At 65.9% G+C, this 21,858-nt stretch carries 19 protein-coding genes; 9 read left to right on the top strand and 10 right to left on the bottom strand.

Annotated elements, in window-relative coordinates:
* Nucleotides 1-42: 42 nt before the first annotated feature.
* Nucleotides 43-330 carry a hypothetical protein gene (locus QA649_RS31635; protein ID WP_018647989.1) on the bottom strand — a complete coding sequence of 96 codons (288 nt, stop codon included), beginning with the start codon at nucleotides 328-330 and terminating at the stop codon, nucleotides 43-45.
* A 53-nt stretch (nucleotides 331-383) separates the two neighbouring features.
* On the opposite strand from QA649_RS31635, the gene QA649_RS31630 reads away from it, so the two are divergent.
* The 3 genes from QA649_RS31630 (at nucleotide 384) to QA649_RS31620 (ending at nucleotide 6,327) form a co-directional block, all read left to right on the top strand.
* Nucleotides 384-1,784, top strand: coding sequence for a CoA transferase (locus tag QA649_RS31630; RefSeq protein ID WP_283020631.1), 1,401 nt, complete (start codon nucleotides 384-386; stop codon nucleotides 1,782-1,784).
* Nucleotides 1,785-1,929: 145 nt separating this feature from the next.
* Nucleotides 1,930-3,174, top strand: a complete 1,245-nt coding sequence (locus QA649_RS31625) for an efflux RND transporter periplasmic adaptor subunit (protein WP_283020630.1) — start codon at nucleotides 1,930-1,932, stop codon at nucleotides 3,172-3,174.
* A gap of 36 nt (nucleotides 3,175-3,210) precedes the next feature.
* Complete coding sequence (locus QA649_RS31620) at nucleotides 3,211-6,327, top strand: CusA/CzcA family heavy metal efflux RND transporter (protein WP_283020629.1); 3,117 nt, start codon at nucleotides 3,211-3,213, stop codon at nucleotides 6,325-6,327.
* Nucleotides 6,328-6,329: 2 nt separating this feature from the next.
* On the opposite strand, the gene QA649_RS31615 is transcribed toward QA649_RS31620, so the two are convergent.
* The 5 genes from QA649_RS31615 to QA649_RS31595 all read right to left on the bottom strand — a co-directional run bounded on the left by QA649_RS31615 (nucleotide 6,330) and on the right by QA649_RS31595 (nucleotide 11,187).
* On the bottom strand, nucleotides 6,330-7,292 hold the full coding sequence (locus tag QA649_RS31615) for an amidohydrolase family protein (protein ID WP_283020628.1): 963 nt from the start codon (nucleotides 7,290-7,292) through the stop codon (nucleotides 6,330-6,332).
* A 51-nt stretch (nucleotides 7,293-7,343) separates the two neighbouring features.
* A complete protein-coding gene (locus QA649_RS31610; RefSeq protein WP_283020627.1) occupies nucleotides 7,344-7,901 on the bottom strand; it encodes a hypothetical protein in 558 nt (185 codons plus the stop codon).
* Between the two features lie 25 nt (nucleotides 7,902-7,926).
* Entirely contained in the window at nucleotides 7,927-9,357 is a 1,431-nt protein-coding gene (locus tag QA649_RS31605; RefSeq protein WP_283020626.1) for a TolC family outer membrane protein, read from the bottom strand.
* A 188-nt stretch (nucleotides 9,358-9,545) separates the two neighbouring features.
* Complete coding sequence (locus QA649_RS31600) at nucleotides 9,546-10,325, bottom strand: enoyl-CoA hydratase (protein ID WP_283020625.1); 780 nt, start codon at nucleotides 10,323-10,325, stop codon at nucleotides 9,546-9,548.
* Between the two features lie 175 nt (nucleotides 10,326-10,500).
* The gene (locus tag QA649_RS31595) at nucleotides 10,501-11,187 is read right to left on the bottom strand and encodes a hypothetical protein (RefSeq protein WP_283020624.1); all 687 of its coding nucleotides are present in this window, start codon (nucleotides 11,185-11,187) and stop codon (nucleotides 10,501-10,503) included.
* A gap of 290 nt (nucleotides 11,188-11,477) precedes the next feature.
* Between QA649_RS31595 and QA649_RS31590 the strand changes: the two genes are divergently transcribed.
* Both QA649_RS31590 and QA649_RS31585 read left to right on the top strand, forming a co-directional pair.
* Nucleotides 11,478-12,023: a sigma-70 family RNA polymerase sigma factor gene (locus tag QA649_RS31590; protein ID WP_018647978.1), complete on the top strand. Its 546-nt coding sequence runs from the start codon at nucleotides 11,478-11,480 to the stop codon at nucleotides 12,021-12,023.
* A 2-nt stretch (nucleotides 12,024-12,025) separates the two neighbouring features.
* Nucleotides 12,026-12,664, top strand: coding sequence for a DUF1109 domain-containing protein (locus QA649_RS31585; RefSeq protein WP_283020623.1), 639 nt, complete (start codon nucleotides 12,026-12,028; stop codon nucleotides 12,662-12,664).
* Nucleotides 12,665-12,736: 72 nt separating this feature from the next.
* On the opposite strand, the gene QA649_RS31580 is transcribed toward QA649_RS31585, so the two are convergent.
* Nucleotides 12,737-13,837, bottom strand: coding sequence for a DUF2336 domain-containing protein (locus tag QA649_RS31580; RefSeq protein WP_283020622.1), 1,101 nt, complete (start codon nucleotides 13,835-13,837; stop codon nucleotides 12,737-12,739).
* 62 nt (nucleotides 13,838-13,899) lie between these two features.
* Complete coding sequence (locus tag QA649_RS31575; RefSeq protein WP_283020621.1) at nucleotides 13,900-15,057, bottom strand: GGDEF domain-containing protein; 1,158 nt, start codon at nucleotides 15,055-15,057, stop codon at nucleotides 13,900-13,902.
* Nucleotides 15,058-15,496: 439 nt separating this feature from the next.
* On the opposite strand from QA649_RS31575, the gene QA649_RS31570 reads away from it, so the two are divergent.
* From QA649_RS31570 to QA649_RS31555, 4 genes are all read left to right on the top strand, one after another.
* Entirely contained in the window at nucleotides 15,497-16,066 is a 570-nt protein-coding gene (locus QA649_RS31570) for a sigma-70 family RNA polymerase sigma factor (protein ID WP_018647974.1), read from the top strand.
* A complete protein-coding gene (locus tag QA649_RS31565; protein ID WP_283020620.1) occupies nucleotides 16,063-16,758 on the top strand; it encodes a hypothetical protein in 696 nt (231 codons plus the stop codon). Before QA649_RS31570 ends, QA649_RS31565 begins: the two co-directional genes overlap by 4 nt.
* 15 nt (nucleotides 16,759-16,773) lie before the next feature.
* On the top strand, nucleotides 16,774-18,459 hold the full coding sequence (locus QA649_RS31560; RefSeq protein WP_283020619.1) for a S8 family serine peptidase: 1,686 nt from the start codon (nucleotides 16,774-16,776) through the stop codon (nucleotides 18,457-18,459).
* A 485-nt stretch (nucleotides 18,460-18,944) separates the two neighbouring features.
* Nucleotides 18,945-19,766 carry a TIGR03809 family protein gene (locus tag QA649_RS31555; RefSeq protein WP_283020618.1) on the top strand — a complete coding sequence of 274 codons (822 nt, stop codon included), beginning with the start codon at nucleotides 18,945-18,947 and terminating at the stop codon, nucleotides 19,764-19,766.
* A gap of 122 nt (nucleotides 19,767-19,888) precedes the next feature.
* Here QA649_RS31555 and QA649_RS31550 read toward each other — a convergent pair whose 3' ends face one another.
* Complete coding sequence (locus QA649_RS31550; RefSeq protein WP_283020617.1) at nucleotides 19,889-20,197, bottom strand: GIY-YIG nuclease family protein; 309 nt, start codon at nucleotides 20,195-20,197, stop codon at nucleotides 19,889-19,891.
* A 196-nt stretch (nucleotides 20,198-20,393) separates the two neighbouring features.
* Nucleotides 20,394-21,764, bottom strand: a complete 1,371-nt coding sequence (locus tag QA649_RS31545; protein ID WP_283020616.1) for a TIGR03808 family TAT-translocated repetitive protein — start codon at nucleotides 21,762-21,764, stop codon at nucleotides 20,394-20,396.
* Nucleotides 21,765-21,858: the final 94 nt, after the last annotated feature.

The following is a 21,858-nucleotide window of genomic DNA, read 5'->3' as shown; positions in this document are numbered from 1 at the left end:
GCAAGGGCTCCTCGCAATGACGTGGAGAGAGGCGGGGCCCCCTCACTCCGGCGACGCCCCAACTGGCGGGCCGCCGGGCGGGCGGTGCAGGAAGGTCAGCGAGGCGTAGGCGCCGGCCCATGAGCCGATCGCAGCGAAAGCGACATAGAACGGGTTCTCGGTGTAGCTGATCACGGCGTAGGAGGAGAGCATGTACCAGACGGCGCTCCAGTTCGCCGCTGACATGCGCTTGCGCGCGATCACGGCCGAGGTGAACATGACATACACCGCGTCTGTGGCCGCCGTTGCGATGAACACGGCACCTGCGGTGAGAGGGTCGATGGCGGCCATTGCATTTCCTTGTGTGCTAATAGGGTGCTGAAGGCTAAAGGGAGAGAAGGGTCATGCAAAGCCCCGCCGACATTCTTAGGGATATCTGGACCTCTGCCGGTGGTGACGCGGCTGCGCTCGAACGCGTGCAACTGACCGGCGAGGAGCCGCAAATCCCGTCCTCTTTTCGGGTCGCTGTTGCCGGCCAAACCACGATCGCTGCCGCAGGCCTTGCCGCCGCCGAGATCTGGCGGCTGCGCAGCGGCCAGATGCAGGACGTCACCGTCGACCTGCGCCACGCCGTCGCCGAATGCCGTTCCGAGCGCTATTTGCGCCTCGACGACAAGCCGCCGCCACCGGCCTGGGATGCCATCGCCGGCGTCTACAGGACGGGCGATGGCCGCTTCGTCCGCTGCCACACCAATTTCCCGCATCACCGCGAGGCTGTCTGCGAGGTGCTCGGCTGCGAAGCGGAGCGCGAGAAGGTGCAGGCTGCGCTGATGGGGTGGAAGGCCGAGGATTTTGAGACTGCGGCTTACGCCGCGGGCGGCGTTGTCGCGCTGATGCGCTCTCACGACGAATGGTCGGCGCTGCCGCAGGCGCGTGCGCTCGCGGAGTTACCTCTGCTCTCGATCGAGAAGATCGGCGAGGCCCCGCCAAGGCCGTGGCCGAAAGGCGATCGTCCGCTCGCCGGCATTCGCGTGCTCGATCTCTCCCGCGTCATCGCGGGCCCCGTCGCCGGCCGCACGCTCGCCGCACACGGTGCCGATGTGCTCTTGGTATCAGGGCCCGAGCTGCCCGCCATTCCCTGGCTCACCATCGACACCGGCCGCGGCAAGCTCACCACCTTCATCGAGCTCAAGAGCGCGGCGGGCAGGGCGCAATTGCGCGAGCTGCTCACTGACGCCGATATCTTCTCGCAAGGCTATCGCCCGCGCGCGCTCGCCGCGCTCGGCTTTGCGCCTGAAGAGGTCGCCACGATCAGTCCCGGCATCGTCTATGTCACGTTGTCGGCCTATGGCCATGCCGGCCCCTGGGCCGAGCGGCGCGGTTTCGACTCGCTGGTGCAGACCACGACCGGCTTCAACCATGCCGAGGGACAGGCCGCCGGCGTCGACGGTCCAAAGGAATTGCCGGCACAGATGCTCGACCACGCCACCGGCTATCTGATGGCGTTCGGCGCGATGATGGCCAAGACACGCCAAGCGCGCGAAGGCGGCAGCTGGCACGTCCGCGTGTCGCTGGCGCAGACCGGCCGCTGGCTGTGGAATCTCGGCCGGCTCGACGGCGGACTGAACACCCCGGATCTTACGGGGGAAGCTGTACATGCCGCGTTCATCGAGCGCGTGCCATCTGGCTTCGGCACGTTGAAGGCGGTGCAGCATTCCGCACTGCTGTCGAAGACGCCGGCGCAATGGAGCCGTCCGGCGATGCCGCTCGGCAGTCATCCGGCACAGTGGCCGGCTCGAAGCTGACGCGGAGCTGACGCGTCGCAAAATTTTAACGCAAACGGAAAGGCGCGAAGCGTTTTTTAGGTTGTTTGAAATCCCAATTCGGCACTATTAGCGCGACCGATGAGGCTATCGTTTGCCGGCATCGTCGCAGACAAGACCGGGCCCTATGGTAGTTGAAAATACCAAGCGATTGCAGGTGCTTACAAAACAGCGGGTGATCACATCCGTAGTTTTACTAGCTCTTGCCGGCGGTGGGGCCTACGGCTTTCTCCGCGCGGGCGCCAAGGAGAAGAGCCACTCCGAGATTTCCAGCCAGTCGCGCAGGAATGCGCAGAATTTCACGCCGACGCCGTCCGAGTGGGCCACGCTGACGATCGAGCCGGTCAAGGCCAAGACCTTCCGGGCCGAATATGTTACCGAGGGCAAGGTCGCGGTCGACGAGGATCGCTCGACGCCGGTGTTCTCGCCTTATGCGGGCAGGGTCACCAAGCTGCTCGCCAAGCCCGGCGAGACCCTGACGCAAGGTCAACCGCTGTTCACAATCGAGGCCGCCGACACCGTGCAGGCCCAGAACGATTTCATCGCCGCGATGACCGCGCAGAACAAGGCGAAGTCTGCGATCGATCTCGCCGACATCCAGTTCAAGCGCGCCAAGGACCTCTATGAGGGCCACGCCATCCCGCTGAAGGACTATCAGCAGGCGGAAGCGACCCAGGTCCAGGCGCAGAACGACATGCGCTCCTCGATCACGGCACTGGAGGCTGCGCGCAACAAGCTGCGCATCCTCGGCTTCACCGACGAGACCATCAAGGCGTTCCAGGACAAGGGCACGATCAATCGGGAGATCACGATCTACTCGCCGATCTCCGGCACGGTCGTGCAGCGCAAGATCGGCCCGGGCCAGTACGTCAATTCCGGCGCCAGCGATCCGGTGTTCGTGATCGGCGATCTCTCGACGGTCTGGCTCACCGCCTTCGTGCGCGAGAGCGATGCGGCCGCGGTGTGCATCGGCCAGGACATCAGCGTCAACGTGATGGCGCTGCCGGGCCGCCCGCTCACCGCGAAGATCAACTACGTGGCCGCGGCGATCGATCCGACCACCCGTCGCCTCTTGGTCCGCGCCACCATCGACAACAAGGACGGCCTGCTCAAGCCGGAGATGTTCGCCAACGTCACGATCTATTCGGCCGGTGACCGTGCCGCACCGGCGGTACCCAAGCAGGCCCTGATCTACGAAGCCGACAAGGTCCGTCTCTGGGTCGCGCGCGAAGACAAGTCGGTCGAGCTGCGCGAGATCAAGATCGGCCTCATCAACGGCAATCTCGTCGAGGTCACCAGCAACCTGAAACCCGGCGAGCAGATCGTCGTCAAGGGCAGCCTGTTCATCGACCGCGCGGCGTCCGGCAGCTGATCGACGACCAAGAAACAAGACAAGCTGAAGACCTGAATGGATCGCCTCGTCGCCCTTGCCGTCAACCGGCGCTTCCTGATGGTCGGCATGTTCGTGGCCGTGCTGATCGGCGGCCTGATCGCGTTCAACCAGCTCAACATCGAGGCCTATCCCGATCCGACCCCGCCGATGGTCGATATCGTGACGCAGAGCCCGGGCCTGTCGGCCGAAGAAATCGAGCGTTACATTACGATCCCGATCGAGACCCAGGTTGCCGGTCTGAAGAACATCACGACCATCCGCACCATCTCGCTCTACGGCCTCTCCGACGTCAAAATCCAATTCTCCTTCGCCTATACTTACGAAGAGGCCCTCCAACAGGTCCTGAACCGCCTGGCGCAGCTTGCGCCGCTGCCGGGCAACGTGCAGCCGCAGATCTCGCCGCTCAGCCCGATCGGCGAAATCTTCCGCTATCGCCTGGTCGGCCCGCCGAACTACAGCGTGCTCGATCTCAAGACCATCCAGGACTGGATTCTGCAGCGCCGCTTCCGTGCCGTGCCCGGCGTGATCGACGTCACCGGATGGGGCGGCAAGAGCAAGACCTACGAGCTCCAGGTCGATTTCAACAAGCTGGTCGCCAATGGCCTGACGCTGCCGCAACTGCTCCAGGCGGTCGGCAATTCCAACGTCAATGTCGGCGGCAACACCGTCAATATCGGCCAGCAGTCGGCCGTGGTGCGCGGCGTCGGCCTGATCCGCTCGATCGACGATCTCGCCAACACCATGGTCTCGCAGACCAACGGCAACCCGGTGCTGGTCAAGGACGTCGCCACCGTCACCGTGGGGCAACGGCCCCGTCTCGGCATCGCCGGCCTCGATGATTCCGACGACATCGTGCAGGGTATCGTCCTGATGCGCCGCGGCGAGCAGAGCTCGCCGACCATCAAGCGCGTCCACCAGCTCGTCCAGACCATCAACGAATCCAGCATCCTGCCGCCCGGTGTGCGCATCGAGCGCATTTACGATCGCGGCGACCTGATCGAGCTCACCACTCACACCGTGCTGCACAACATGGTGGTCGGCATCCTGCTGATCGTGCTGTTGCAATGGATCTTCCTCGGTGACCTCCGCAGCGCGCTGATCGTCGGCGCCACCATTCCGTTCGCGCTGTTCTTCGCCGTGATCATCCTGGTGCTGCGCGGGGAATCGGCGAACCTGCTGTCGGTCGGCGCGATCGATTTCGGCCTGATCGTCGATGCCACCGTCATCATGGTGGAGGCGATCTTCCGCCGCCTGACGCAGACGACGCCGATGTCGGAAACCGAGCACATGTCGAACGAGACGCTGTTCGGCATGAAGAGCCACGCCATCCTCAGCGCGGCCGCCGACGTCTCGCGCTCGATCTTCTTTGCCGCCGCGATCATCATCGCGGCCTTCCTGCCGCTGTTCACGCTGTCCGGCGTCGAGGGCAACATCTTCGGGCCGATGGCGCGCACCTATGCCTATGCGCTGGCCGGCGGCCTGCTTGCCACCTTCACCGTTACGCCTGCGCTGTCCGCGATCATCCTGCCCGCGCATGTCGAGGAGACCGAGACCAAGGTGATGCAGATCCTGCACCGGCTCTACATGCCGGTGCTGAACTGGGCCGTGGCCAACCGCAGCATCGTGCTCGGCGGCGCGATCGGTCTCGTGGTGATGACGGTAGCGCTGGGCCGGCTGCTCGGCCTCGAATTCCTGCCGAAGCTGGAAGAGGGCAATCTCTGGATCCGCGCCACGCTGCCGCCGACCATCTCGCTCCAGGAAGGCAACAGCTACGTCAACGAGATGCGCAAGGTGATCCGGGCCCGGCCCGAGGTGGAATCCGTGGTGTCGCAGCACGGCCGCCCCGACGACGGCACCGACGCCGCCGGCTTCTTCAATGCCGAATTCTTCGCGCCGCTCAAGCCCGTCAGCCAATGGCCCGGCACGCGTGACAAGGAAGAGCTGACCGCGGAACTGCTCAAGCAGCTCGACGACCGCTTCCCCGGCGTCGAGTTCAACTTCTCGCAATATCTGCAGGACAACGTCTCCGAAGCCGTCTCCGGCGTGAAGGGCGAGAACTCGATCAAGCTGTTCGGCAGCGACCTGCAGGCGCTCACCGATACCGCCAACAAGATCAAGCAGGTGCTGTCGACCGTGCAGGGCGTCACCGACCTTGCGGTGTTCACCTCGCTTGGCCAGCCGACCGTCCAGATCGACATCGACCGCGCCAAGGCGGCGCGCTACGGGCTCGCGCCCGGCGACATCAACGCCACCATCAAGGTCGCGATCGGCGGTGACACCGCGGGCGATCTGTACGAGCCAGGAAGCGACCGCCACTTCCCGATCATCGTCCGCCTTGCCCCAGAATTCCGCCGGAGTGCCGAGGCGATCCAGAATTTGCGCATCGGCGCGCCCGGGCCGAACGGCACCGTCACGCAGATCCCGCTCAGCGAGGTCGCCACCATCAGCCTCGTCTCGGGTGCCGCCTACATCTATCGCGAGCAGCAGGAACGCTATCTGCCGATCAAGTTCTCGGTGCGCGAGCGCGACCTCGGCAGTGCGATCCGCGAGGCGCAGCAGAAGATCGCCGCCCAGGTGCAGTTGCCGCCGGGCTCGCACATGGAATGGGTCGGCGAGTTCGGCAATCTGCAGGACGCGATCCGGCGGCTGTCGATCGTGGTCCCGATCTCTCTGGCGCTGATCGGTGTCCTGCTCTGGTTCAATTTCGGCTCGATGACCGACACGCTGCTCGCGATGAGCGTGATCCCGATGGCGATCTTCGGCGGCGTGCTGGGGCTGTTGATCACCGGCACTGCGTTCAGCGTGTCCGCGGCGATCGGATTCATCGCGCTGTTCGGCATCGCCGTGATGGACGGCATCATCATCCTGTCGCAGTTCAACCAGCTCATCGAAGAGGGCATGGACCGCATGAGCGCAGTGATCCGCACCGGCGAGCTGCAGCTCCGCCCCGTGCTGATGACCTGCGTCGTCGCGGGCGTCGGCCTGCTGCCGGCAGCGCTGTCCGAAGGCATCGGCTCCCAGGTGCAGAAGCCGCTCGCGGTCGTCGTCGTCACCGGCATGATGCTGGCGCCGGTCGTGATCCTGGTGACGCTGCCGGTGCTGATCTCCTTCTTCTCCCGCCGCGCGCGCTGACGTCAGAAACCGTAGAGTCGCGCCGGATTGTCGACCAAGATCTTCTTGCGCACATCCGCCTCCGGCGCCCACACCGGAAGCTGATTGAGCAGGCGCCCGTCGTCGATCTGGTAAAGCGGGGCAATGTCGGTGGCTTTGCGTCCCTCGACACGGCTCGAATCCGGATGCGGCCAGTCGGTGCCCCAGACGATGCGATCCGGGTTGGCCGCGATCAGCGCCTGCGCGAACGGCACCATGTCCTGATAGTCCGGCGCGAGCTTCGACGAGCGATAGGCGCCGGAGATCTTCACATAGGCCTTGCCGGATTTCACCAGCGCAGCGAGATCAGAGAAACCCGGCTGCTCCAGGCCGAGCGAAGCTTCCAGCCCGCCGAAATGGTCGAACACGACAGGTACCGGCGCCGTCTCGACGAGGTCCTTGATCGCCGAGATCATGGGAAGCGTGGTGTAGAGCTGCACGTGCCAGCCGCGCGCCCTCATGCGCTCGACGGCGGTGGTGAAGCGTGACCTGCCGACGTTGGGGTCGTTGACGCCACCGGTTGCGAGATTGAGGCGCATGCCGCGGAAACCGTCCGCCTGCATCGCATCGAGCTGCGCCTCGGTCGTCTTGTCGTCGATCACGGCGACGCCGCGCGCATTGGCGCCGCGCGCCTTCATGCCGAACAAGGTCGACGAATTGTCGGTACCGTAGACGCTGGGGGTGACGATCACCACGCGCTCGACATGCAGCGCCTTGTGCAGTGCAGCCATTTCTTCGGGGCTTGCCGGCTCGGGCGTGTAGACGCGCCCGGCGAAGAACGGAAACTTCTCGACATCGCCATGAATGTGAGTGTGGCAGTCGCAGGCATGCGCGGGGACGTCGAAATTGACCGGCGTCGCGGGCTGCGCCGCGCGGGCGTGGGCTCTGTTGGTCATGGCTACTCCGGCGGCAAGGGAGGCAAGCAGGACGCTGCGTCGGTTGAGCACGGTTTCTCTCCCTGGTTGTTTTATTTGGCAGTGTGCCGGGAGGGTATCACATCAGCCGGATCGAAGCTGCGCTTCGTTGCATAGCTGCTCGACAAGGTCCGCAAGCAGACGTGAGCCGTCGACGCGCACGACGGGACAGGCTAGCCCCGCGAGCCAAGCCTCATCTTTTGCGAGACTGCGGCCATCGCGATCGCCGGCTTCGTAGCGCGAGGCCCATTCGACGAACGACTCCGTCTCCTCATGACGCCAGCCGCCCCGTGCGACGGCATCAGCCCCGAAATGTGCAGCCTCGCGGCCACGTAGGCGCTGCAAGCGAAGCTCGCTCGGCGTCATCACAAAGACGACGAGATCGAAGAGCGGGACGAGTTCGTTGCCCCAGCCGGTGACGGTTCCGCTCAGCACCCAATCGAGACGCGGCAGAAACATCTCGCGCATCAGGCGCAGGCGATCGGCGGTGGGTCGCGTCGTCTGGTAGGGCGGCACGGTCGGCAGCCAGAAATAATCGTCGGTGTCGTGATGCGGCAGCGCCAGCCGGCCCGCCAGCGCGCGACCGAGCGTCGTCACTCCGGAGCCCGAAGCTCCCATGAGATGGATGCGGCGGCTTTTCATCGGCACCGACCCAAGAGATCTGAGGCTACTGCCCCGATGGCGTGCGCAGGCCGTGCCAGGCGTCGCGGACCTGCTGGTAGTGCACTTCGGGCAGATAGTCCGGCGTGTTCAGGCTCAAGGTCTTGACGTCGAGATGACCGACGGCGCTGAGCAGCGTGTAGGAGGCGATCACGCGGTCGCGCAGTGCGCCGATCAGACGCGCCTTGGCCTGGATCAGATCGGCCTGCGAGTTCAGCACGTCCACCGTCGTGCGCTGTCCGCCGGCGGCCTCGCGCTGCACGCCCTGGAGCGCGACGGTTGCCGCCTTCACCTCGGATTCCGAGGCCGAGACCGCGATCTTGGCGCCTTCATTGGCGACCCAGGCGCTGACGGCCGCCGTGCGCGCCTGGTTCCGCACCTGGTCGAGCACAAGCCGGCTCTGTGCTGTGACCTCCTTGGCCTGCCGGGTCTGCGCGGCGGCCTGGCCGCCGTCATAGATCGGCACGGTGACATTGGCGACGATCGAGGCCTGGTCCTCGGCGAAGGTTCCGAGCGTCGGGTCGTTGTTGCGGCTCTTGCTGGCGCTGCCCTGGACGCTGGCGCTCGGCAGCAGCGCGCCCTCGGCGACGCGGATGTTGGTGGAGGCGACGTCGACGTCGAAACCTGCGGCCATCACCGCCGGATGCTGGCGGATCGCCATCGAGAGCGCATCCTCGCGGCTCTTCGGCAGATAGCGGTCGACGACCTCGGCGGGCTTGAGCTGCGACGGCGCGTTGCCGATCACCTGGGCATAGGTCGCCTGGCTGACCGCAAGCGCGACCTCGGCAGCATTGAGGTCGGCGAGACCGCGGTTGAGGCGGGCCTCGGCTTGCGCGCTGTCGGTCGGCGTGACGTCGCCGGCATTGAGGCGGCGCTGGGTGACCGCGAGGGTCTCGCGCAGGAAGGCGACGTTGGAGCGCTGCGCCTCGACCAGCGACTGGTTTGCCAGCACGTTGGTATAGGCGGTGACGGCGTCGAGCAGCACGCCCTGACCGACATTGCGCAGCGCCTCGCGGCCCGACTGCACCTGGAGTTCGGCGGCCCGCACATTGTTGGCGGTGCGGAAGCCGTTGAACAGGGTCTGCGTCACCGTGACGCCGATGATCCACGGCTTCAGATCGGCGGTCTGGATGGTGTTGTTGGGCAAGAGGTTGCGCACCGATTGCAGGCCGGCGCTGAGGCTCGCCACCAGCTGCGGCCGGTAGCCGGCGAGCGCCTGCGGTACGTTCTCGTCGGTCGCGCGCTGGCGCGCACGCTCGGCATTGAGTTGTGGGTTGGTCTGGTAGGCTTTTGCCAATGCCTCCGGCAGGGCCTCGGCAGATGCGGCCGAGGGCAGGGCGCACGAGAGCGCCAGCGTGGTCCATGTCGCAAGCACAGGACCCACGCCCGATCGACGCCGCGTCATCACGCGACCAGCTCTGGCGGCACGCCCAATCATGTAATCCCGCTAAACCCCGGCTGTCCGCCCCCGCCGACGGTGGCCTCTTAACTGTTTAACCAGCCGGGGTCGCGCAGGCAAACTGCCGCGGGGAAAACTCCCATCTATTCCGTGCTTGTTGCAGGTGCGTCACAGCATTTTTGCGAAAAGACGCCAGAGGCTTACACCAGCCTGACCGCTCGCTCGCGTCACCGGTTCTTGTTCACCGGCTTGCGCTTCTCGATGAACGCCGCCATGCCCTCGGAGCGGTCTTCGAGTGCGAAGGTCGAGTGGAACAGGTTGCGCTCGACGCTCATGCCCTCGGCAAGCGTCGTCTCGAAGGCGCGGTTGACCGCTTCCTTGGCCATCGCGGCTGCCGGGCGCGACATCGAGGCGATCTTCTCGGCGGCGGCCATGACCTCGTCCATCAGCTTGTCGGCCGGCACGATGCGGCTGACGAGGCCGCTGCGCTCGGCTTCCGCCGCATCCATCATGCGGCCGGTGAGGCAGAGGTCCATCGCCTTGGACTTGCCGATGGCGCGGGTCAGGCGCTGGGTGCCGCCGATGCCGGGAATGGTGCCGAGGGTGATTTCGGGTTGGCCGAACTTGGCGGTGTCGGCGGCGATGATGAAGTCGCACATCATGGCGAGCTCGCAGCCGCCGCCGAGCGCGTAACCCGCGACCGCGGCGATGGTCGGCTTGCGGCAGCGCGCGACGCGGTCGCCGCCGATCGCGGCGAAGTCTTCGGAGAACATGTCGATGAAGCCCTTCGGCTGCATCTCCTTGATGTCGGCGCCGGCGGCAAAGGCCTTCTCGCTGCCGGTCACCACGATGCAGCCGATGGCATCATCGGCCTCGAGATCGTCGACGGCCGCGGCGATCTCGCGGAAGACGCCGAAGGAGAGCGCATTGAGCATCTTCGGCCGGTTCAGCTTGATGATGCCGACCGCGCCTTTGCTCTCGACGATGATGTGTTCGAACGTGCTCATGCTCCACCCACGCTTTTGATTGGGCGGGCAATGTGCCTGCTGGCGCGGTGGGCTTCAAGAGCCCAAGGAAGCCTTCGGAACAAGGCGGCCCGGAACACGCTGCAAGTCGCGCGTTCCAGGCCAGGCCGGGAAACTTAGGCCAGCAAACTTAGGCCAGAAACTCAGGCCGGGAAACTTAGGCCATGAACATGCGCGCGGCGGACGCCAAGGTCAGCAGCGTGCCCACGCCGATGAAGATCTTGCCGATCAGGGAGCTCTGGTCCCAGGCCGAGCTCTGATGGCTGCTGGCCATCACCGGCGCGGGACGCGGCTGCGCCTCGGTTGCGGCAAGCACCGCCTTCTGGGCGGGTGGGTTGTCCTGTTGCGCGGCGCGGTCGAGATCGTTCGGCTGGTCGGGAGCGACGATCTGGCTTTCGGCATTCGGGGCCGCGGTATTATCGGCCGCCGCCTGGACGTTGTCGTTGGCGCGGCCGGTCATGGCGGAGGCCGCAGCCGCGGGCGGCGTATCGGCGGCGGCAAACTGCGCATTGGCGTTGGCGACCTCCTGCGGCATCCGGCTCCAGGCGGGCAGGCCGCTATCGGCCTTGTCGCCAGTCTTGTCGGCAGTCTTGGCCTCGCCGGCCTTGGCCGTGGTGTCCTTGCTGTCGGCCTTGTCGCCGGAGGACTTCTGCGCCGTCTTGCTGCTGGTGCGGCGAGAAGACTGGTGCCGATGCTTGCCCGGCTTGACCGCGTCGGCCTGTTTGCCCGCGCTGTCCGATTGGCTGCTCGTGGTCGAGGCTGGCGCCGCCTGTGCAGCGCCTCCGAACAGCAGGAAAAGCCCGGCAAGAAGAATCAGGGCAGCGCGCCCGCTGGTATTCATCATGTGACGATCTCCCCAATTCACCCCTCCCCGGGACCGAACAGAGACGCCGCGAGGTGACGACAGCGGGGCAGAAAAGGGGAATCTTCGGGCAACACTGGGCAAAAGCGGGGCAAGCCGTCCCCTCGCGGCCGGCCGCCGGGTGCGGACGGGACCGATCGGTGTTATGAGCCGTCGCGAGTTTTTGCGGCCGCATCGGAGCACCGGTTCCCAGGTTGATCACGAGTTCGTGATCGCGCGGGGCCGGCGTAACAAATTGAAAGAGCGGCCGAATTGCATGGTGAGGGGCGCGCGTGCGCGGACGTGAGGACGAATGGACCGGCCTGATGCGGTCGGCCATGGCAGGCGATGATGCGGCGTATCATCGCCTGCTGAAGGCGGTCACGCCGGTGCTGCGCGCTGCCGCGAGGCGCGGCCTGGCGCGGGCCGGGCAGCCTCCCGACCAGGCCGAGGATATCGTGCAGGAGATTTTGTTGGCGGTGCACCTGAAGCGGCACACTTGGGACAGCGAAGCGCCCTTCGCGCCCTGGCTGTTCGCGATCGCCCGCAACAAGCTGATCGATGCGCTCAGGCGCCGCGGCAGGCGCGTCTTCGTCAACATCGACGATTTCGCCGAGACGCTGCCGGGCGAGGCGCCGCAGGAGACGGCTTCCGCGGGCGAGGTTGCGGCGCAGCTGGGCGCGCTGCCGCAGCGCCAGCGCGACGTGCTGCAGTCGATCGCGGTCGAGGCCGCCTCGATCAAGGACACGGCGGCGAAGTTTTCGATGAGCGAAGGTGCCGTGCGGGTCGCGCTGCATCGCGGCCTTGCCGCACTGACTGCCAAACTGCGGGACCACTAGTCATGGATACCGATCAACTCATTCGCTCGCTTGCGGCCGACAACGCCCATCGCGCGCCGCGCGTCGGCGCCGTGCTGACGATGGCGCTGCTGGTGGCCGCGCCGCTGTCGATCCTGATCTTCGCGACCTTCCTCGGTATGCGCGCCGACGTGATGAGCGCGATGGGCAATCCGTTCTTCGACATGAAGTTCGCGGTGACGCTGTCGCTCGCGATTCCCGCGATCATCGTCAGCCTGCATCTGTCGCGGCCCGAAGCCCTGCTGCGCGGCTGGGGCTGGCTGTTGCTGCTTCCCGTCGGCCTGCTTGCAGTTGCGATCGGCAGCGAGGCGATGATGGCGCCGGCCATGCCGATGACGATGCGGCTGATGGGCAAGAACTCGAGGACTTGCCTGATGGCGATCCCCGCGATGTCGCTGCCGCTGCTTGCGGGGGCGCTGATCGGCCTTCGCCACGGCGCGCCGTCGCGCCCTGCGCTTGCCGGTGCACTCGCCGGCCTGGTCTCGGCCGGACTTGCCGCGACGCTCTATGCCTCGCACTGCACCGACGATTCACCGCTGTTCGTCGCGACCTGGTACACGATCGCGACCGCGGTGGTGACCGTGATCGGGGCGGCTGTGGGATCGAGGGTGTTGCGGTATTAGAGCGTTTTCGAGCGAAGTGGATACCGGTTCGCGTAAAGAAAACGCGTCAAAACAAGAACCGACCCGGCGGCTTCACGCCGCCGGCGTCGCGCCCTGCATGCGGTGGAAGCGCAGCACCTGCTGCGCGGTGGAGCTGCGCAGGGCCTCGTAGGTGTCGCGCAGCGCCAGCATGTCCGCCGTCGCGCCGCCTGACAGTTTCTCGCGCATCGCGATAATCGCGCGCACGCTCGACCATTGCATGCCCGCGACCTTGGCGAGGATCATCACGCCCTCGGTGCGGCTTTCGATCATCATGGTCTCGGCGGTCTCGACCGCAACGCCCGCGAGCGCGGCGAGCCCGGCATTGGTCTCGTCGAACTTGCCCTGTTCGGCGAAGGTGGTGACCTGGAATTCGTTGAGGCGGCCGTCCTCGTGCAGCGACTTCACCAGCGCGCGCGCCATTTCCGTTTGCCTGGTCATGGCGGCGGCGCGGACCCGCTGAGCCGCCTCCTGCACCACGCTCGACACCTCGTCCGCGAGCTCGGGATGCGCAGCCTCCAGCTTCCTGCGCACGCTCAGGGACGCCTTCGCAACCAGCTTCAGGTAGTGATGGCGCGGCAGGCTGGGCCGCAGGCCGATGCAGGTGGCGAGGCCGTCGTCGCGCCCGGCGCGCGTGACGAGGTCGGTGAGACTTTCCTCGGAGAGCCGCGCGCCCGGATTGCTGACTGTTGATTGCACGACGTCCTCGTTGCCCCGCGTCACCAGCACGTCGGTCAGCGCTTCCGACAGCACCCGCCGCAGCGAGATCGCCTTCAGATGGGCCTGGCCCCGCGTGCGCGCGATCTGGATCAGCGTCGCCTCGTCCAGCCGTTCCGATTTCGTCAGCACGGGTCCTGCGACCTCGATGACCTCGTCGAGCGCCAGCGTGCGGATGATCTTCGGCGGCGCGGCCGCGATCGGGGCGAGGCGATCGGCAAGCAGCGCCCTCGCCGACGTCTCGATCTGCTCGATCAGGCATTCGAACACGTCGTCGAACACGCGGATGTGGTCGTCGGAATAGTCCACCGCGTTGCCCACGAAGAGATCGGTGACGCGGCGCAATGTCTCGACTCGCCGCGCGACGGTGCCGTGCGAGAGTGCGGCCTGCAATTCTTCAAGCAAATTCTCGGATGATTTCTCGGATTTGGATCTCATTGCCCTGTCCTGGAGCGTTCGGTCCGGTGGAGCCTCTGGCGCCCCGGGAGAAAATGGATTGGTCAGTTCGTTACGATGCGGTTGCGCCCTTGCGCCTTGGCGGAATAAAGCGCGCTGTCGGCGCGCGCGAGAAACGTGTCGGCAGTATCATTGTCGCGAAGCGTCATGACGCCCGCTGAAATCGTCACGTGCATGCCCGGAGAAAATGCGCTCCAGTCGAGCTCGGCGACGACGCGGCGCAGGCGCTCGAGCATGCGCGAGGCGGCGTCGCCTTCGGTATCCGGCAGCAGCAGCAGGAACTCCTCGCCGCCGTAGCGACCGAAACTGTCGGCCGGACGGATGTTGGCGAAAATCGTGATCGCGAAGGTGCGCAGCACCTCGTCGCCGACGGGATGGCCGTGGGCGTCGTTGATGCGCTTGAACCAGTCGAGGTCGATCAGCGCGATCGCGCAAGGCCTCGATGCGCGCCGCGACGTTTCGATCTCGGCGTCGAGCAGACGCATGATGCAGCCGCGGTTGTAGGAGCCGGTCAGCTCGTCGAGCTCGGCCAGTTCCTCGATGCGCTGATAGGCGGCCTTCAGCTCGATGCTGCGCTGATACAGAATCTTGCGCAGCGTGGCGCCGAACAGCCCGAGGAAGGCGCACTGGCCGATCACCAGCACGAAGCACAGCATCGAGGCGGTCCGCTGGAGCTTCGTCGCGACGGGCATGCCGATCGGCAGGTCGGAGGCGAGGAACACGGCGGCAAGGCCGACGGTCGCAAGCGCCCAGGTCAGCATCGCCTGGGTCGAGGCCATGCGCAGCGTGCCGAAGGCGAAGATCAGGAACAGCACGCTGATGAAGGCGATGCCGATGGTCGGGGCCGACAGCAGGAATACGAATTGCAGCGCCATATGCGCCGAGATCTGGAAAACGGTGAGATAATGGTCGGTGAATTTGTCGCCGATGCCGGCCTCCGACAGCACGGTGAAGGTGCCGATGATCAGCAGGCCGCCGACCCAGAACAGCGAGGCAATGTCGATCGAGATCACGCCGTCATAGGCGTAGAGCAGCAGGACGGAGGCGCCGAGCGAGTAGCTTGCCACCTGGCCGATATACATCTGGCGGCGCTGCCAGGCCCGGCGCGCCCGGACCTCCGGCGCCGCCGCCACGGGCGTGAGGACGAAATCCGCGACCTCAGCGGCATTCCTCTCGGGAAGCGACGTCGCGGCCGTGTTCATGGTCCCGCCAATGGTGGATGTCAGCCCAAAAATCTACGTGGCAAGCCTTTAGGTTTGGTATCCTTGGAAATCGAATCCGAAGCGTGCAGCGCGGAACAGGATGACCTTGGCCGGACGGGGGAATTTGCCGGCGGTTAGGCATCGTTTGCGATGCGGTCGAGCCAAAGCGGGGGTTCGTGAGACATACGTCGTGCAGGACTGCTATGGAACCGGACTTGATCGGCCCGCCCGTGCCGGGCAGGCAATCCGCAGGAAAGTGTTTCAGTATTATGTTACCGATCTGGATTGAGGCGGGCGCCCGCCGCAGGTGGGGCAAGAAAAGCGCATGTATGTGGGGCAGATCACACGGGTCCCCGTACGATCGCGGTAGGTTGAACAATTTTGCACCGCCCGTCGAACCCTCCGCCACATCGACCCGACCAACCTTGCGAGACGAGCTTTGAGCGTGACACAGGCGGCTTCGGACGAGGTCCTGATCGCCAGGATCGCTCAGGGCGACCGGCTCGCCATGCAGGTGCTGTACGGGCGGCACCATGTCAGGGTCTACAGGTTCGGGCTGAGGCTCGTGCGGGACGAGCAGGCGGCGGAAGACCTCATCAGCGAGGTGTTTCTCGACGTCTGGCGTCAAGCCGGCAAGTTCGAAGGCCGATCCGCCGTATCTACCTGGCTGCTGGCAATCACCCGATTCAAGGCCCTCTCGGCGCTCCGGCGCAGGAAGGATTTTGAACTGGACGAAGACGCCGCGAACGCGATCGAGGACCAGTCCGATGATCCGGAAACGGTGGTGCAGAAAAAGGATACCAGTGCAGCGTTACGGGAGTGCCTGACGGGCCTCTCGCCGGAACATCGGGAAATCGTCGATCTCGTCTACTACCACGAGAAGTCCGTGGAAGAAGTCGCCGAAATCGTCGGGATCCCGGAGAACACTGTGAAGACGCGCTTGTTCTATGCGCGCAAGAAACTGGCCGAACTGCTAAAGGCAGCCGGCGTTGAGCGAGGCTGGCCATGATGGCTTTGAGCAAGAAGATGCTGGAGCAAGAGCCCAGTGAAATTGAACTGCTGCTGCCCTGGCACGCCGCCGGCACGCTGAACGCGCGCGATGCCCGCCGCGTCGAGGACGCGCTGGCGCGCGATCCGGAGCTCGCCAAGCAGTATGCCGCGATCCGCGGCGAGTACGAAGAGACCATCCATCTGAACGAGAGCCTGGGTGCTCCGTCGGCGCGCGCGATGCAGAAGCTGTTCACCGCGATCGATGCCGAGCCGGCGCGTGCTGTCGGTTCGCTGCCGCTGTCGGCGCGCATTGCGACCTTCTTCGCGAGCCTGTCGCCGCGGACGCTGGCCTGGTCGGCGAGCCTGGGCGCCATCGCGCTGCTGCTGCAGGCTGGCATCATCGGCGCGGTGCTGATGAAGACCCAGACCGCGACCTTCCAGACCGCCTCGCTGTCGACCGGCGCGCCGATCACGCGCGAACTCGGTGCATCCTCAGCACCGGCTCGCGCCCTGGTGCGCTTCACGCCCGAGGCGCGTGTCGCCGACATCACGGCATTGCTCGACAGCTACCAGGCGTCGATCATCGGCGATGCCAAGGGCGGCATGTTCCGCCTCCAGTTCGACAAGGCGATGAGCCAGGACGAGCTCGCCGCGCTGCTCGCCAGGATGCAGCGCGAGAAGTTCGTCAACCTCGCCGTTGCGGCGCCGTAGGGCGCCTCTGAACCGATGACGCGCAAGTCCGAGAGTAAGTTGCGAGCCGCGGCCTACGCCTCGTCGGTCGGGGCCGCGCTGTTGCTCGCCGCCTGCCTCGGCGTCGAGGTCGCGCAGGCGCAGGCGATCATGCGCACGCCCACCATCAGCGTTCCCTCGCGCACGCCCACGATCTCTCCCAGCATCGCCGCGCGGGCGGTGAGCATCGGCCGCGGCCCGGGCCCGATCACGACGACCGCCCGGATCCCTTCGACGCGGATCGGGACGCCGGTGCTGCCCTATGCGCGCTATTCGCCTAATCTCTACTCCAGCTGCACGGCGCCCTATCGCGATGCCGACGGCGAATGCCTGGCGCAGCCGAATGCGGGCGGCGAGGGCAACGGAAAATCGGGCAAGAAGGCTGCCAGCAAGGGACGCGGCAACAACACGCCGGTTGCGGTGAACCAGCGCATCTTCGCCGGCGAATTCGTCGCCGAGATTGACGGCGCCCTGTCGGTGACGGAGGCCGACGAGCTCGCGCGTCGCCACGGCCTCGCGCGCGTCGCATCCGAGAATTTTCCGCTGATCGGGGCGACGTTCGGCCTGTTCCGCATCACCGATGGCCGGCCCACCGAGACGGTGCGGCGCGAATTCGCCGCGGATGGCAGTGTGCGCTCGGTTCAGCCGAACTTCCGCTACGCGCTCCAGGACCAGAAACCCGCCGTGCCGGTCGAGGGCGACCCGGCGCAATACGCGCTGGCAAAGCTTCGCCTGCCGCAGGCGCACACGCTGGCGCATGGCGCCAATGTGACGGTTGCGGTGATCGACTCCGGGATCGATGCCAAGCACCCCGAGCTCGCCAATTCCATCTCCGATAATTTCGACGCGCTCGGCAGCGCCGAGGGCCCGCATGTTCACGGCACCGGCATTGCGGGCGCCATCGTGGCGCATGCCAAGCTGATGGGCAGTGCGCCCGAGGCGCGCATCATCGCCATCCGCGCCTTCGGCGGCACCACGGGCGGCGCCGAGAGCTCGTCCTATATCATCCTGCGTTCGCTGAATTATGCCGCAGAACACGGCGCGCAGATCGTCAATATGAGCTTTGCAGGTCCCAAGGACGCTGTGATCGAGCGCGCCATCGCGGCGACCGCGGCGCGCGGCCTCGTGCTGATCGCGGCGGCCGGCAATGCCGGCGCGAAATCGCCCCCGCTCTATCCCGCCGCCAACCCCAACGTGATCGCGGTCAGCGCGACCGATCAGCAGGACAAGCTGTTCTCGGCCTCCAACCGCGGCAATTACATCGCGCTGGCTGCGCCCGGCGTCGACATCTTCCTGCCGGCGCCCGAGGGCAAATACCAGATGACGTCGGGAACCTCGTTCTCGGCCGCCTATGTCTCCGGCGTCGCGGCACTGCTGCTCGAGCGCAACTACGCACTCAAGCCGGAAGCGCTGCGCATGACGCTTGCGAAGACCGCGCGCGATCTCGGCTCACCCGGACGTGATGATCTGTTCGGCGACGGCGAAGCCGACGCGTTTGCCGCGGTGATGGCCATTCCCGCCAACAGTGCGACGCCGGTTGCGGCTGCGTCCGGTACAACAAAACGTGAAGATGCCGACAAGCGTCGCGATGAGCCGGGGATCCGCGCGATCGAGCAACCCTCGCTGTCGAGCGCAGGCGATAAAGCCGCGATTTCTCAGGCGGATAGGCCGGCGACGCGATAGCTTCTGCGACAACTTTGCGCGCACGCCGAAGGCTAAAAAATCAAACGCCGAATTTGAACGTTCAGCCCGCTAGCACGACCAAATTATGTGGGAGCGGTCATCCCTCCCCATCAGTCATATCAGGCGCGAGCGCCCATCCACCCCAAGCGCCCATATGGCTCGACCCGTCCGGTTGTCCCCCCGGACGGGTCTTTTCTTTTTTTGCATCCGATTCCTTGAAGCGATATTCGGAATCAGCTTCCGGTTGAGCGATCACGGTGGCGCCGAGCGCCAGCGTCGATCAAGTGCCGCGCACGTCCGTCATGCTTGTGCGAAGCTTGACTCGAAATCACAGCAATTCTCCGCGCGACTACGGTCTTTCATGACGGACGGCGCGTCGTTGCTGGACAAGTCAAAACTTTTCCACAAAATATTCATGTCGCGTCTAAATTGATTCGTGTGCGTTGCGTCCCCCGCGTCCGTGTTTTCTCCCAACGGGCTGGTTCATGACACATCGCCAAGAGTCTGGTTACGCGCCCTTCCGCGCGGAGGCTTGCAGTCGCGAAGTTGCGGCGCGCTGGTGCACTCTCGCCGAACAGCGGTTGGAACATCTCTCCGAGACGTTCGAGACCGGCCGCTGGCGCCGCTATCACTCCGAGCTCGCCTTTCTCGAGAACATCCAGGAAGCCAAGCGCGCCGTCCAGACCTGGCGCGCCATCGCCACCGGCGGGGACGTCGCTGCGGCAGCCGCGAGCGTCACCTCCGCATTCGGCTGGTCGCCGGCGACGATGCCTCGCGTGTTTCCGCGCGATCAGCAGGCGCAGACCGTGCAGCCCAAGACCGTGCAGCCCAAGACCGTGCAGCCAAAGACCGTCCACATCACCCCCGAGACCGCCGAGCCGGTCAGGCTCGATCCCAAGCCGGATGTTCTCGCCGAAGTCCCCGAAGCCCCGCTTGTGCCGCTGGCTGCGCCCGTGGCGATAGCCTCGTTCACCGCGCCTGCCGCGCTGTCGCCGCTCAGGGCTCCCGCTGCGAGGGCGGCGTCAACCGCACCCGTTGTGAGGCCGCCGGTGGCTCTGCCCGCTGCGATGGCCCCGCGCACCACGCCTGCGGTGTGGCCACCGGTTGCCGCGCCTGCCGCAATGGCGTCACCCACAGCGCCCGCGGTGAAGCCGCCGGTCGCGACGCCTGCTGCAATGGCAACCCTCCTGCCACAGTTCGCTCCGCCGGCCGCCGAAATCGTCGCAGCCCCCGAGCGCGTCGTCGAATTCACCCTCAGCCTCGACGGCATCGAGGCGAAGTACCCGCTGCTCAGGAACGCGTTCTAGCGGATCACTCGATGGCGGCCGCGCCTTCTCCCACCCCGTCATCCTGAGGCGCGAGCCATGGGACGCAACGCGTCCTACGGCAAGCCTCGAAGGATGAACGGCCCGGCTGTGGCCGCGCCGCGCTATTTGTTCGGCTTGGGCTGTCCCGCGCGCCGTCGCGCAAGCTGGCTTACCGACTTCCAGTCCGAACGAATAAGCGCTTCCTTCTTGGCACGACTCCAGCCCTTGAGCTGCCGCTCGGCAGCGATGCCGTCCGTGATGCGATCGAAGTACTCGGACCAAACCAGGACGACGGGGCGCCTCGAATAGGTATATCCAGGATAAGCACCGGCATTATGCTCGTCGACCCGCTTGGACGTGTCCTCGCCGGTGGCGCTGCCAATGTAGAAAGAGCCGTCCGCGCATCTCAGCATGTAGACATAGACGCCCACAACATCATCCTTCGAGGCTCCCCGTACGGCGCTGCGCACCGTACGGCTCGCACCTCAGGATGACGGCAGCGTTTTGGTTGTCAAGTTTTTGTGAAACAACCTCAGGCTATTCCGTCATCCTGAGGCGCGAGGCATGGGACGCAGCGCGTCCCTTGGAGAGCCTCGAAGGATGAACGGCCCGGCTGTGGCGGCGCACCTACCGCCGCACCGCGTTCCCGCCGATCACCACCTGCGCAAACCGCTGGGCGCCGTCGGCCGACAGGTCCGCCGTCACCGCGCGCGCGTGGTCGAGGCCGACCACGGCGCCGCGCGGGGTTTCCGAGATCATGTTGTTGTTGACGAGCGCGGTGCCGGCGCCGGGCACCACGGAGACGCCGACGCCGGCCAGCGCCTTGCGGATCACATTGCCCGTGATCGCGACGTCGCGCAGATATTTGCCCCAGCCGGCGACGATGCCGTAGGACGGCGCGTTCTCGATCACGTTGCCGGTCACCGAGGTATCAGCCTCGATGTAGATGCCGACGCCGGCATCGTCATCCGGCGCGGTGCCGATGGGGCGCTTCGGGATCAGATTGCGGATGATGTTGCCCTGGACCACCGCGATGCGGCCGCCCTCGTTGAAATTGCAGACGGAGACGCCGACCGCGGCGCCGTCGACTGTGTTGTTGGCGATCACGGCGGCCTCGAACGCGAACTCGGAATACAGCGCGACCTCGCGCACGTTGCTGACGCTGTTGCCTGATATGTGGATGTTGGAGGCCGAATTGCCGCGCACCGCGGAATAGTCGCAGTTCCTGATGCGGTTGCCGCGCACGATCACATTGCCGGCGCGGAAGGCGTTGATGGCATTGCCGTACTGCCCGGAGCCGCCGGGCCCGGCCTTGATGTTCTCGATGCGGTTGTCGGCCACCAGCGTGCCGTCGTCGCCGATCGAGGTACGCAGGATCTCGATGCCGTTGTCATTGGTGTCGAGAATCGTGTTGCGCGAGACGCTGAGGCCCCTGGCGTCGAAGGAGACCACCGCGGTCACCGCAATATTTGTGAAGATGTTGCCGGAGATGTCGCCGGCGACCTGCTCGAGCCAGATGCCGCTGCCGCCCGAGTTCGTGATCTCGCAATCGGCGATGCGCACATCGCGCCCGCCGAGCGCATGGATTAGGCCGCGTCGCGTCGGCAGCGGAATGCCGGCGCCGTCGAAGGTGATGCCGGTGAGGCCGATCGCATCGGAGCCGTCGCTCTGGATCGCCGAGGCGCCGCCGGTGAAGACGAGTTTGGTCGCGCCGCGCACGCCGATCAGTTGCGCGCCATTCGGCAGCCGCAGCAATCCGCTGCGGTAGACGCCGGGAGGCAAGGCAAGCGGAATTTGCGCCCGCGCGGCCTCGTCGATCGCGCGCTGCAGCGGGCGGGTCTGGTCCTCGCTGCTGCCGGGCCGCACGCCATATTGGGTGGCATCGCGGCCGAGCAGCGACGTCAGCGGCGCTGCGCGTGCGGCGTCGGCCGGCATGGCCAGCGCGCCGGCGATGCCAGCGGTCGAAGCCCCGATGAGGTGACGGCGATTGAGGTCCATGATGCGTCCTCCGGCGGACGCGGGGGTCCGCAGCGGTTAGGTAGCGCAGGGCGGCCGGGGCCGTGGGGATTGTTCGCGGTAGGGTTAAATGTTT

Origin of the sequence: Bradyrhizobium sp. CB1717 (genome assembly GCF_029714325.1) — a bacterium.
Taxonomy (GTDB): Bacteria; Pseudomonadota; Alphaproteobacteria; order Rhizobiales; family Xanthobacteraceae; genus Bradyrhizobium.
Note: the sequence above shows the minus strand (reverse complement) of the source record. Positions and strands in the feature narration are given on the sequence as shown.